Raw genomic sequence first — 11,829 nt, forward strand, 5'->3', positions numbered from 1 at the left:
TTTGGGCGGCGCTACATATTTTAATATATTGTGTCAAGGTCTATTATTGTAATAATCTAACAATATTATTAAGATTATCGTTATTTATGATCTGCTGAAAGCGAGTCCAATCAGCCGGGCACTGATTGCGGAACCAGGTATATTGGCGTTTGGCATATTGGCGAGTTGCCGCAGATGCTTGAGCTCTTGCTTCATCCAGCGAGCATTCTCCTCTTATCCAAGCGCTGATTTCGGGAACGCCTATGGCCCGCATGACCGGACAATCGCTCGCCAAATTCTTTTCCAGAAGGTCTGCGACTTCATCTTTTGCGCCATGATCCAACATCATCTGGAAACGGAGATCACAGCGGGCATAGAGCCAATCGCGTGGCGGCAGCAGGACGAGCGGGTGCAAAACGATATCGTTCTTTATCCCGCCAGCCTTATGGGCATGCCAATGATCCAATGGTTTGCCTGATGATCGCACAACTTCCAGAGCGCGCATTATGCGGCTCGAATCTCTTAAATTTAGCCGTTGGGCAGAAACGGGATCTTCGTCCAGCAAGGCTGTATAGGCATCTGCTACCTCCAAATCCCGAACCTGCTTGCGGATGTAAGGATCAATCTCTGGTATCGGCGCGATACCGTCGAGCAGGGTGCGAACATATAGTCCGGTCCCGCCGACAAGGATTGGCAGCGCATCACTTTCATGAGCAGCAGTTATTTCAATCTTTGCATCGGCGGCCCAACGGGCTGCCGAACAGGTTTCAGAGCCATCAATATAACCGTAGAGCCGGTGCAAAATTCCATCCATTTCCGCTTCGCTGGGCCGGGCGCTGAGGACCTGCAGGTGCTTATAGACCTGTGCGCTATCCGCATTGATGATCACGGAGGGTTGCTTTTTGGCCAACTCCAATGCCAAGGCGGATTTACCGCTGGCCGTCGGGCCGACGATCAATGCGACGTCTTTTTTATCTTTCGGAGAATATATGCTCATTGCCACGCTAATAGCAGCAGATCAGCTCGAAAAGGGAGAGCTAAGTTCAGCCGCCGATCGTCTGGCCGAAGCAGGCGCCCGGATTGAACGGATAGGCGAGATTATCGACGGCAAAGCGGGTGATATTTTTTGCCAGGGCGACATCAAGGCGCTGCGCAAGGCTTTGCCGATCGAAGAAACCGCGATTGATTTTGTGGTCCAGCCAGTCGAGAATCGCGAGAAAAAACTGCTGATATCGGACATGGACAGCACCATGATCACAGTCGAGTGTATCGATGAACTCGCTGGCTATGCCGGGATCAAGGATCAGATCGCGGAAATCACGGAACGCGCAATGCTGGGTGAACTGGATTTCGAAGAAGCATTGCGGGGCAGGGTGGCGCTGCTCGCCGGGTTGGAAATTTCGGCTATTGACCGGTGCCTTCAAGAAAAAGTCGAAATCATGCCGGGTGCGAAAATATTGGTTCGGACGATGGCGTCGCGTGGCGCAAAAACCATATTGGTTTCTGGAGGTTTTACCCGATTTGCCGATCCGGTGGCGCGGGACATCGGGTTCGACTGCGCCGAAGCAAATATATTGGCAGAAAACGATGCTCTTTTAACCGGGAAACTGGCAGGTTCTATCGTGGATGCGCAGCGCAAGGCTGAATTGCTCCGTCAAAGCGCCCAATCTGCGGGGCTATCGCTGGCGCAATGCATGGCCGTGGGCGATGGGGCCAATGATATTCCGATGATTGCATTGGCCGGCACGGGAGTAGCTTATCGCGCCAAGCCTAAAGCCGCTGCTGCCGCCGATGTCGCAATCAGGCATAATGATCTTAGCGCTCTGCTGTATATGCAGGGAATCGGATCCCGGGAGTGGACGATCGATTAGGCCGTTTCGGCAGAATCGTTATTGCGCCTTCACAATACAGTCATTGCCGGAGGCCTTGACGGTGTTGCACATCTGATTGGCCTGCGCCTTTGTCGCAAACGGTCCTGCTTGTAGACGGGTTATACTACCGGCCGCGACAAGATAGGGTTGCAGGTTATTCAGGCCCGATACCCGTTTTTCAAGCGTGTTCCACAATGCCTTGGCCTTGTTCTGATTGCCAAAAGCACCCAATTGCACGCGCCATTTCCCGCTAGCGGTGGCGCGAACCGGGGCCGGAGTAGGTTTGGACATAGGAGTTGCAACTGGTGCTGGTGCGGGTTTCGCCGCGGGTGCAGGAACGACTGGTTCTGGCGCTGGTTTTTGAACGGGAGCCGGCGTTACAGTTTGAGATGCCGGCAATTGCGCCGTTTGAATGGCACCGGTGGACTGCACGGGCCGCAAACCGCCCACCTGTGCGGTGCGAACACGTTTTTCATTTTCTTCCATCTGACCAGCGAGTTCAATTGCCTGGCGGCGTTGATCAAGCGGGATATATTTATCCATCTGCGCCATATTCGACGTTGCTTGCGGCAACCCGGCTGCAGATGCCCGGGTCATTAGCGCATAAGCTTTGATCCAGTCTTTTTCGACAAAGTCGCCGTTAAAATGTCCGGTGCCCAGCACATATTGAGCCCGCGGTTCACCGCGATTGGCGGAAGCTTGCAAATAGGGCAGGGCGTCCTTGCGGCGCTGATTCTGGAAGAGGATCAGGCCGTAATTGTCGCTGGCCTGCAAGTGCCCCTGATCAGCGGCCTTTTTATAGTATCGTTCCGCTTGCGCCAGATCCATTGGAACGCCGCGGCCTAGCTTGTAGGCTTGCGCCATATTAAACTGGGCGTCTGCATCGCCGGCAGCAGCCGGGCCGCGCCATTCGGCAACAGCGGTCTTATAGTCACCACGTCCCCAGGCATCCACGCCATCCTTCACGTTCGCGAGTGCAGGCATTGCTAATCCGAGCATGGCGGAAACCAATAGGAGATGGCGTGCTGATTTCGAATAACTCATATTATAGGCCCTTGGTCTGCAAACTTGTGGAGAACATCATATCCGTAATTTGTCCTTAACGCCAATTTGCAAATTTTTGGTAACCTTGACTGAAAATCAATGACATCCGTTTTCAAATCTAACGTGATGTAAAATATTTTTTGGCCCGGCAAAAAACATCATAGCTTCGTTAACCCTATTTTAGCCCTGTTATGTCAGAGAAGGCGATGAATGTAATTCAGACGTCCTGATCAACCCGCGATGAGACTAAGGGGAATAGAGTGCGAGTTCTAGCAATGGCATCCCAAAAAGGTGGCTCCGGCAAAACAACTTTGTCGGGTCATTTGGCCGTACAAGCGCAACTGGCCGGTGCCGGTCCAGTTGTCCTGATTGATATTGATCCCCAAGGCTCATTGGCAGACTGGTGGAACGAACGCGAAGCAGAATTGCCTGCCTTTGCACAGACCACAGTGTCACGCCTTGCCGCTGACCTGGCAATATTGCGGCAGCAGGGTTTTAAACTGGCTGTCATTGATACACCGCCCGCAATCACTATGGCCATCCAGTCGGTCATCTCGGTTGCAGAGCTTATCGTTATTCCAACCCGTCCCAGCCCGCATGATCTGCGCGCAGTGGGTGCCACTGTCGATCTTTGCGAGCGAGCTGGCAAGCCGCTCTTGTTCGTCGTGAATGGTGCGACCCCGAAAGCAAAAATTACATCGGAAGCCGCCGTGGCGCTATCACAACATGGCACGGTTGCTCCGATCACCGTCCACCACCGTACTGATTTTGCCGGTTCGATGATCGATGGTCGTACTGTTATGGAAGTTGATCCAGAGGGTCGTTCTTCCAACGAGATACAGCAGCTGTGGGGATATATTTCTGATCGACTAGAGAAAAATTTCCGCCGCACGGTATTCACATCACCTGCAATGACACCCAGTCCGAATGCTGGAGTGCAGCGACCTGGAGGCAATTTTGGCCGCCGGGTCATCGGGTCTTGATGAGAGGAGCAGAGATTATGAGCGAACCTAAGCCATTAGCATCACTGTCATCCTCTTTACTGGCTCGCAAAGGCGGCGCAAAGCCTGCCATGCGACGTCAGGGAATGGCATTTCCAAGTCAGCATGATCACGAAACAGAAGATCTGGGCTGGAACGACATGGGCTATGACGCCAATCCTGACCATGATGAGACCCACGCGGAGACGCAAAGCCCATCAGAATCGGATCAGTATCACTATAATCCGCTGGCTGGCGCTATCCCGGAACCGGTTCCTGCGGTCCGGAAACAGCAGGAAGAAATTGCTGCGAAATTGAGTCAACAATCTGCATTTGAAGAAGAAGTTGCTGCAGAGCCTCAGCCAGCGCCCGCACCAGTTGCAGCGGAACCGGCTATACCGGTTCCATTGTCCATTTCACGCGAAGTGGCACCTGTTGCTGAAAATTCCAGCATCGGTGCCGTACCGCCACGGCGCAAAAAAGCAGCAGCGACAGAGCAGCCAGCCAATTCGCGCCGTCCCGCAACCAAGTCGCGGACACGCAAAGCCAAGGCCGCGTTTACCTTACGTTTGGATGCTGACAGGCACCTAAAACTGCGGTTGGCGACGGCGGTGAAGAATGTTTCGGCACAGCAGTTGGTAACCAAGGCTGTGGATGAATATTTGAGGTCTATCCCCGAACTTGACGACTTGGCAGAGCGCATTCCGTCACGCGGCGCTGCTTAGAACGAAGATAAAGAATTTAATTGCGAGGGCATTGAAATGAAACGCGATACGATATTGAAACTGGCCGCTTCGACCATGGTTATTTCCGCAACCCTTACCGGCTGTGGTCCATTTGGAGGTGGCTCGGTGGCATCTTCATCGAGCAAACCTGCTACGGTTAAAGATGGCGCCAAATATGCCAAGAAAGCTGAAAAGGCACTTGCCAAAGGCCAGGTTGAAAAGGCTATCGTCTACGCTGAGCGCTCTGTTGCCGGTGTAGGCAGCGATCCGGAGACACGGGCTTTGTTGGGTCAGTCTTACATGGCTGCCGGTCGTTTTTACTCCGCTGAGCGCAGTTTCCTGGATGCCATGGAACTCGGGAAAAGAGATGCACGCACGATTTTGAGTCTGAGCCTGTCGCAACTGGCGCAGGGCAAAGCCAATAAAGCGAAGCAGCTCATCGAGAATAACCGCCAATTTATTCCAACCGCCGATTATGGTCTGGCTCTGGCTCTTGCCGGTGATACCAAAACTGCCATTGCTGCGTTGGAAGAAGCTATCCGCAGTTCCAATGTCACTGGCCGTACTCGCCAAAACCTGGGCCTTGCCTATGCTTTGGATGGTCGCTGGAGAGAAGCCAAACTGATGGCGATGCAAGACATGACGCCTGCAACCGTCGATAGCCGTATCATGCAATGGGCGCAGATGGCGCGTCCGGATGCATATGAAGTGCGTGTAGCTTCATTGCTAAACGTCCAGCCTGTAGCCAATGATCCCGGTCAACCTATTGGTTTGGCGTTGAACGCAGCTCCTGCAATGCCCGCCGTTGCCGCAACTACACCGGCAGAAGATTATAGTCGGGAAGTGGCTAGCTTCGATCGTGATGTAGCATTGCCCGCTGTAGGTCCTGCTCCAGCGACAGATTCCGATGTGGACTTTACCGCAACGGAAAACAATGTGACCGTGACCAAGGTCGCAATACCGGCAAGCAAGCCTGCTGAAAAAGCTTCCGATGTTAAACCTGCGCCTGAAACAGCAGAAAAGACTTTGGTTGTTGAAGCCGCAGATGCTCCGAAACCGGCACCAAAAGCTGCTCCTGTTAAAACCGCAGCGGCACAAGCAATCTCTGCTGTTAAACCTATCATGCAGAAAATCGCATTCACACCGCGTGCACGCTCCATTTCCAATGGCAAGCATCTGGTGCAGCTCGGCGTATTTTCGTCACCCGAAAATGTGAAACGTGCCTGGGGTATCCTTTCTACAAAGAACGAGGATCTGGCAGCATTTGAATATGCAAGCTCCCCGATCAGCCGGAATGGCAAAACATTATATCGTCTGGCGGCCATGGGCTTTGGCAACGAACAGTCCGCGAAAGACATGTGTACCGGTATCAAAGCCAAAGGCGGTGCTTGCATCGTCCGCCATGTGCAGAATGTTCGCCCGACCCAGATGGCTGAAAAAGCGCCACGGAAACTGGCGGCACGCTAAAAAACCCAAACAAACAATTTGAGGGCGGGAAAGCTAAAGTGCTTTTCCGCCCTTATATATTGCACGCACGCGCCCCTGAACGGGCAGCTTGTCAAACGGTGTATTACCGGCCGATGCTGCCATTTTGCGTGTGTCCACTTGCCATGGGGCGTCCAGATCAATCAATATCAGATCGGCTTCATAGCCCTCCGAAATTTGGCCTGCCTCCAAGCCCAATATTTTTGCCGGAGTCGCGGATAACAACTCAAATAGTCGGTTCAAATCGACAAGTCCGTCACGAACGAGATTGAGAGAGAGAGCCAGCAAGGTTTCTGCGCCAGCCATTCCCGAATCCGCCTCCGCAAACGGCAAGCGCTTGTCTTCCGGACCGCTTGGATCATGGCCGGATGCGATTACGTCGATCGTGCCGTCTGCAATGGCTTGCAGGCAAGCCAGACGGTCTTCTTCACTGCGCAGCGGTGGTGACAATTTGGCGAAGGTTCGAAAATCACTAATCGCTATGTCGGACAAAAACAGATGCGCTGGAGTTATGCCGCAGGTAACGGGCAATTCTTCTGCCTTTGCTTGACGGATCAAATCCAAGCCTTGCGCTGTTGTTACCTGCCGGAAATGGACATGGGCGCCACTTTCTCGAACCAGCGCAATGTCGCGCGCGATGGAAAGGGCTTCGGCGGAAGCAGGTGCACTGGACAGCCCCAAACGGGTCGCTGTTTCTCCTGCAGTAGCAACGGCATTTGCAGTCAGGCCGCTATCCTCGCTGTGAACGATGACGGGCATGTCCAGGGACCGGCAATAGTGAAGTAGTTTGAGCATGATCCCGCTATCGGCGATCCAGCTTCGGCCAGTCGCAACCGCCCGCGCACCGGCTTGCTTCATCAAACCGATTTCCGCCAGTTCGGTACCATTCAAGCCTTTTGTCGCAGCCGCCAGAGGATGCGACCAGAGATCGGGTTTTCCTTCCGAAGCATTATGTTTGATCATCGCCGGCAGGTCGAGCACTGGCGACTGATCGGGCATAAGAGCCGCGCGTGTAATGCCGCCATAGTGAAATGCCGGCTTGTCTATGGCGAACACGCCGAGATCGATAATCCCCGGAGTCAATATGGTTGCCTGACAATCTACAATATTGTGATCAGTTTGTTCGATTTCTGATCCGACTGCGGTGATGCGGTCACCGTCCGTTCCCACACTAACAGGCTGTGGTGCGGCGGAACCAGGAACAAGCACATGGGCGTTGGTAAACAGCTGTTTCATGTCCAGCCCTCCACACCGCGCGATCGGCGGGTCAACACATCAAGGCAGGCCATACGCACGGCGACTCCCATTTCCACTTGTTCGGTTATAGCGGAGCGATCAAGGTCATCGGCAACATCGCTGCTAATCTCTACACCTCGGTTCATCGGTCCTGGATGCATGACCAGTGCATCCGGCTTCGCCATTGCCAGACGTTGTCTGGTCAGGCCGTAAAGATGGTGGAACTCTCGCGGACTGGGGATGAAATCACCGCTCATGCGTTCGTTTTGCAGACGCAGCATCATCACGACGTCCGCACCGTCCAGCGCATCTTCGAAATTTGAAAAGGCTTCGACATTCATCCGATCCAACGCAGCCGGCAACAGTGCGGTTGGCGCGCAAACCCTCACTTTTGCGCCCAATGTTGTCAGGCAATAGATATTGGAGCGTGCAACCCGGCTGTGCATGACATCGCCGCAGATCGTAATAGTCAAACCACTGATATCGCCTTTGCGCCGCTGGATTGTCAGCGCGTCGAGCAAGGCTTGCGTCGGATGTTCATGACTGCCGTCACCCGCGTTGAGGACAGGGCAGTCTACCTTGTCGGCAATCAATTGCACGGCGCCGGAACTCGCGTGGCGAATAACAATTGCGTCGGCGCGCATGGCGTTCAATGTTACGGCTGTGTCGATCAGCGTTTCACCCTTTTTCACGCTGGATTGTGCGGCATGCATATTGACGACATCAGCGCCCATTCGCTTGCCCGCAATTTCAAACGACAGCAACGTGCGCGTACTATTCTCGAAAAAGGCGTTGATGACGGTCAGGCCATCCAGCCTATTCGAATGTTTGATCGATTTTCGATTGAGGTCGACCCATTGCTCGGCCTCTTTCAGAAGAAATAGTATCTCCCAGGGCTGCAAACCGGCAATACCCAATAAATGGCGATGTGGAAAAGCGTCCGATCCAGCGGGAAACTGATGTCCGGCGGTCGGCGGTGAACCTGTTTGATCAATTGTCATTAAAGCAAGCCCTATAGAGGCATCATTCTAAGGCGGCAAGCCCGTCAATTGCTCCCTGCAAAATATAGGCAGCGGCCATCTGGTCGACGACCTGGCTGCGCCGTTTGCGGCTGACATCTGCGGCGATCAGATCGCGGGTGACGGCCTGTGTGCTCCAGCGCTCGTCCCACAGCAATATCGGCAACCCAACGGGGCGCAGATTCTGGGCAAATGATTTTGCCGCCTGGGTCTGTTTGCTTTGGCTACCATCCAGATTGAGTGGGAGGCCAACCACAAAACCGACGACATATTGCAGTGCAACGACGGCCTTGATTCGTTCAAGATCCTTGGAGAATTTGCGCCGTTCTATTGTTTCAGCAGCGGTTGCAATCATCCACTGGGCATCGCACAGCGCCATGCCGACCGTCCTGGTGCCGACATCCAGCCCCAGCAAGCGCCCGCCGTCAGGCAGTGCGGCCCGAAAAGCGCTCCGGTCGTCTGTCATTAGCGCGAGAGAAATGCAGTCATCCTTTTCATCACATCTTCGCGAACGTTACGCCAGAACAGGCTGTAATCATAGACATGATAATTATTGCCGGGCAGGGTGTAAGGCCCCAGATCCGGCGGATCGCCGATAAGCAGGAACCCGCGTTCATCACAGCGCGCGGGCACCGCGCCCTCGACCAGCGTTGCATCGCTCAACTCGTCATTCGGAACCAGTGTGCCGAGATTCAGCGCTGCCGGTGATTCGGAATTGATATTACCACTGATCGGATTGCTGCACAGCAGATTGGTGCCCTTGCGCGGCTCGCCGGTAAACCCGATGGTTGTGTCATAAACCTCAATGATCCGGCCATAATCAGCAGGCTCGGCGAAGCTTTCCCAGCTTAGCAGGCAATTGGTTTGCTCGGCTGTTTCGCAGACTTTCAGGCCCATTGCCGGCACATCCGCTTCTATCGATACCGGCCAGCCAACAACATAGGCCGCGACAATCCGGTTAGCGAGCGGCGTACCCGCAACCCGGTCTTTCAGCAAATTGGTCAGATGCAGGCTGCCCTGACTATGCCCTGCCAATATGATCGGGCGATCATCGGGGACTTCTCGGATGAAATAGTCAAAGGCCATCAGGACATCCCGATAAGCGGCGTCGAGCGCCTGCTGCCCTTCTTTTTTCTCCGTTAGAAAAGCGCCGAGCGTTGCTTGACGATAACGTGGTGCCCAGACATCGCCAGCTTTGTTGAAGGCGCTCGCCTGTCCGCGCAGAAATATCTTCGTACGATCTTCCGTCTCTTTATGGCCAAGCGGCGCGTTCCATTTAGACTTATCGATAAATGATGTCGGATGGACAAAGAATATGGCCGCTCGCTGGTCTGCTTTGGGAGCTGAGCCAATTGCTTCATAACCTTGCGGCAACCAGAGGGCCGGGTTGCCTTTCTTGATTTCGGGCCGTGCGTACCACATGGAAACATCAGCATAAATGCTGTCTTCCAGCATTTCCTGGGCCTGAAACTCCGTTTCGGGAACAAACACGACTTCGGCCAGTTCTTCTCCATAGACACGCAGGACAAATGCCCCTGCGAGGATCAACACGACCATGGCTGCAACAAAATAAAGAAACTTACGCGCCAATTATTTTACTCCAATTTGGGCTATAGCCGCTCATTCAACTTGAAGCGGCCTCGCGCCAATGCTAGCGGCGCGAAGTACACAATATTCTGTGCTATTACCCGAAAAAAGATGAACCGATAAAGAATGAAATATGTCAGTCGATAAAGAAACCGTGAAAAAGATCGCAAGCCTGTCTCGGATTGCCGTAACGGAGGCAGAGGCCGACGCTTTGGTGCCGGAGCTCAACAACATCCTCGGATGGGTCGAGCAACTGGGCGAGGTGGATTGCTCCAAGGTCGAATCGATGACTGCAGTCATCCCCAACAAATTGCGCTTGCGCGATGACATCGTCAGTGACGGCAACGTCCGTGACAAGGTTCTCGCCAATGCGCCGGTGGCTGAACATGGCTTCTTTGCTGTACCAAAGGTGATCGAATAATGGCCGAGATTTTTGAACTGGGCATTTCGGATATCCGCAGCGGTGTCGCTTCGGGTGAATTTTCGGCAAAAGAGGTGGCTGAAACCTTCATCGCACGCGTGAGCGCCGCCAAAGCCCTTAACGCGGTACTCGTTGAAACCCCTGATCATGCGCTGGCAGCGGCAGCGGCAACCGACAAAGCAAAAGCAGCCGGCGAAACGCTCGGCAAGATGGCTGGAGTGCCAATCGGCATGAAAGATCTGTTCTGCACCGAGGGTGTCGCGACGACGGCGGGCAGCCTGATTTTGGACGGGTTTACGCCGCAATATGAATCCACCGTTTCGGCAAATCTGTTCAAGGCGGGCGCTGGCATGCTCGGCAAGCTGAATATGGACCAGTTTGCTATGGGATCGTCCAATGAAACCAGCGCATTCGGCAATGTCATATCGCCATGGCGTCGCAATGATGGCGGCAATACCGATCTGGCGCCCGGTGGTTCTTCCGGCGGCAGTGCTGCCGTTGTGTCTGGTCGTATCTGTCCGGCAGCAACCGGAACAGATACAGGCGGTTCGATCCGTCAGCCTGCTGCTTTTGTAGGCATTACCGGTTTCAAGCCGACTTATGGCCGCTGTTCGCGGTGGGGTACGATTGCTTTTGCCAGCTCGCTCGATCAGGCTGGCCCGATGGCGCATGATGTGCGTGATTGTGCGATCATGCTGGAAGCCATGGCAGGCTTTGATCCCAAGGATTCAACTTCGCTCGATCTGCCAGTTCCCGAATGGGAGGCAGGACTGAAAAGTGATCTCACGGGTAAACGCATCGGTATCCCGAAAGAATATCGGGTGGACAATATGCCGCCGGAAATTGATGCGCTGTGGCAGAAAGGCATAGAGTGGCTGAAAGATGCGGGTGCGAAGATCGTCGATGTGTCCTTGCCGCATACAAAATATGCGCTTCCTGCCTATTACATCATCGCGCCAGCAGAGGCATCCTCCAATCTCGCGCGTTATGATGGTGTGCGTTACGGAATGCGCGATCTGCCGGACGGGGCAGGGCTGCAGGACATGTATGCCGCCACCCGCGAATCCGGCTTTGGCCCCGAGGTGAAGCGCCGGATCATGATTGGCACCTATGTGCTGTCTGCCGGCTATTATGACGCCTATTACACACAGGCGCAGAAAGTGCGGACCCTGATCTCGCAGGATTTCGACAAGGCCTGGGAAAGCTGTGATCTTCTATTGGCGCCAACCGCGCCGAGTGCGGCCTTCGGATTGGGTGAGAAGACCGATCCGCTGGCCATGTATCTAAATGACGTGTTCACGGTGCCAAGTTCTCTGGCGGGATTGCCAGCCATGTCGGTGCCCGCTGGACTGGACGGGCAGGGGCTTCCCTTGGGATTGCAGATTATTGGCAAGGCGCTGGACGAACAGGGCGTGTTTAACGCCGGACTGGCATTGGAAGAGCGTGCCGGCTTTGTTGCGAAGCCGGAGCAGTGGTGGTGAA

12 protein-coding genes are annotated in these 11,829 nt (G+C 54.2%); 6 read left to right on the forward strand and 6 right to left on the reverse strand.

Annotation, left to right across the window (positions count from 1 at the left end; genetic code table 11):
- Window positions 1-43: 43 nt before the first annotated feature.
- Complete coding sequence (gene miaA / locus ACO6S1_RS16560; RefSeq protein WP_422343662.1) at window positions 44-976, reverse strand: tRNA (adenosine(37)-N6)-dimethylallyltransferase MiaA; 933 nt, start codon at window positions 974-976, stop codon at window positions 44-46.
- On the opposite strand from miaA, the gene serB reads away from it, so the two are divergent.
- Window positions 969-1,850: a phosphoserine phosphatase SerB gene (gene serB / locus ACO6S1_RS16565; RefSeq protein WP_422343663.1), complete on the forward strand. Its 882-nt coding sequence runs from the start codon at window positions 969-971 to the stop codon at window positions 1,848-1,850. The two genes, miaA and serB, sit on opposite strands and share 8 nt — an antisense overlap.
- An 18-nt stretch (window positions 1,851-1,868) precedes the next feature.
- On the opposite strand, the gene ACO6S1_RS16570 is transcribed toward serB, so the two are convergent.
- Complete coding sequence (locus ACO6S1_RS16570; RefSeq protein ID WP_422343664.1) at window positions 1,869-2,894, reverse strand: SPOR domain-containing protein; 1,026 nt, start codon at window positions 2,892-2,894, stop codon at window positions 1,869-1,871.
- Window positions 2,895-3,154: 260 nt separating this feature from the next.
- Here ACO6S1_RS16570 and ACO6S1_RS16575 point away from each other — a divergent pair, with 260 nt between their 5' ends.
- Genes ACO6S1_RS16575 through ACO6S1_RS16585 form a run of 3 tightly spaced genes read left to right on the forward strand, consistent with a single transcriptional unit; the run spans window position 3,155 to window position 6,066 of the window.
- Entirely contained in the window at window positions 3,155-3,877 is a 723-nt protein-coding gene (locus tag ACO6S1_RS16575; protein WP_422343665.1) for an AAA family ATPase, read from the forward strand.
- Between the two features lie 17 nt (window positions 3,878-3,894).
- Window positions 3,895-4,599 carry a hypothetical protein gene (locus tag ACO6S1_RS16580; protein WP_422343666.1) on the forward strand — a complete coding sequence of 235 codons (705 nt, stop codon included), beginning with the start codon at window positions 3,895-3,897 and terminating at the stop codon, window positions 4,597-4,599.
- A gap of 36 nt (window positions 4,600-4,635) precedes the next feature.
- A complete protein-coding gene (locus ACO6S1_RS16585; RefSeq protein ID WP_422343667.1) occupies window positions 4,636-6,066 on the forward strand; it encodes an SPOR domain-containing protein in 1,431 nt (476 codons plus the stop codon).
- A gap of 33 nt (window positions 6,067-6,099) precedes the next feature.
- Here ACO6S1_RS16585 and ACO6S1_RS16590 read toward each other — a convergent pair whose 3' ends face one another.
- From ACO6S1_RS16590 to ACO6S1_RS16605, 4 genes are read right to left on the reverse strand one after another with little or no spacing between them, the layout of a single operon-like run.
- A complete protein-coding gene (locus ACO6S1_RS16590; RefSeq protein WP_422343668.1) occupies window positions 6,100-7,320 on the reverse strand; it encodes a dihydroorotase in 1,221 nt (406 codons plus the stop codon).
- Window positions 7,317-8,321 (reverse strand): aspartate carbamoyltransferase catalytic subunit, encoded by a 1,005-nt coding sequence (locus ACO6S1_RS16595; RefSeq protein ID WP_422343669.1) that lies wholly within the window; start codon window positions 8,319-8,321, stop codon window positions 7,317-7,319. Before ACO6S1_RS16595 ends, ACO6S1_RS16590 begins: the two co-directional genes overlap by 4 nt.
- A gap of 22 nt (window positions 8,322-8,343) precedes the next feature.
- Entirely contained in the window at window positions 8,344-8,805 is a 462-nt protein-coding gene (gene ruvX / locus ACO6S1_RS16600) for a Holliday junction resolvase RuvX (protein ID WP_422343670.1), read from the reverse strand.
- Complete coding sequence (locus ACO6S1_RS16605) at window positions 8,805-9,929, reverse strand: DUF3089 domain-containing protein (protein ID WP_422343671.1); 1,125 nt, start codon at window positions 9,927-9,929, stop codon at window positions 8,805-8,807. Before ACO6S1_RS16605 ends, ruvX begins: the two co-directional genes overlap by 1 nt.
- Before the next feature lie 130 nt (window positions 9,930-10,059).
- On the opposite strand from ACO6S1_RS16605, the gene gatC reads away from it, so the two are divergent.
- Both gatC and gatA read left to right on the forward strand, forming a co-directional pair.
- Window positions 10,060-10,347: an Asp-tRNA(Asn)/Glu-tRNA(Gln) amidotransferase subunit GatC gene (gatC, locus tag ACO6S1_RS16610; RefSeq protein WP_422343672.1), complete on the forward strand. Its 288-nt coding sequence runs from the start codon at window positions 10,060-10,062 to the stop codon at window positions 10,345-10,347.
- Window positions 10,347-11,828, forward strand: a complete 1,482-nt coding sequence (gatA, locus tag ACO6S1_RS16615) for an Asp-tRNA(Asn)/Glu-tRNA(Gln) amidotransferase subunit GatA (RefSeq protein WP_422343673.1) — start codon at window positions 10,347-10,349, stop codon at window positions 11,826-11,828. The genes gatC and gatA overlap by 1 nt, the downstream gene beginning before the upstream one ends.
- Window position 11,829 lies beyond the last annotated feature (1 nt).

Origin of the sequence: Parasphingorhabdus sp., from assembly GCF_965233695.1 — a bacterium.
In the GTDB taxonomy this organism is placed as follows: domain Bacteria; phylum Pseudomonadota; class Alphaproteobacteria; order Sphingomonadales; family Sphingomonadaceae; genus Parasphingorhabdus.

What these genes read in the sequence shown, in the direction of transcription:
- serB (WP_422343663.1), top strand. Translation starts at nt 969, where the DNA reads ATGCTCATTGCCACGCTAATAGCAGCAGATCAGCTCGAAAAGGGAGAG.
- miaA (WP_422343662.1), bottom strand. Translation starts at nt 976, where the DNA reads ATGAGCATATATTCTCCGAAAGATAAAAAAGACGTCGCATTGATCGTC.
- ACO6S1_RS16570 (WP_422343664.1), bottom strand. Translation starts at nt 2,894, where the DNA reads ATGAGTTATTCGAAATCAGCACGCCATCTCCTATTGGTTTCCGCCATG.
- ACO6S1_RS16580 (WP_422343666.1), top strand. Translation starts at nt 3,895, where the DNA reads ATGAGCGAACCTAAGCCATTAGCATCACTGTCATCCTCTTTACTGGCT.
- ACO6S1_RS16585 (WP_422343667.1), top strand. Translation starts at nt 4,636, where the DNA reads ATGAAACGCGATACGATATTGAAACTGGCCGCTTCGACCATGGTTATT.
- ACO6S1_RS16590 (WP_422343668.1), bottom strand. Translation starts at nt 7,320, where the DNA reads ATGAAACAGCTGTTTACCAACGCCCATGTGCTTGTTCCTGGTTCCGCC.
- ACO6S1_RS16595 (WP_422343669.1), bottom strand. Translation starts at nt 8,321, where the DNA reads ATGACAATTGATCAAACAGGTTCACCGCCGACCGCCGGACATCAGTTT.
- ruvX (WP_422343670.1), bottom strand. Translation starts at nt 8,805, where the DNA reads ATGACAGACGACCGGAGCGCTTTTCGGGCCGCACTGCCTGACGGCGGG.
- gatC (WP_422343672.1), top strand. Translation starts at nt 10,060, where the DNA reads ATGTCAGTCGATAAAGAAACCGTGAAAAAGATCGCAAGCCTGTCTCGG.
- gatA (WP_422343673.1), top strand. Translation starts at nt 10,347, where the DNA reads ATGGCCGAGATTTTTGAACTGGGCATTTCGGATATCCGCAGCGGTGTC.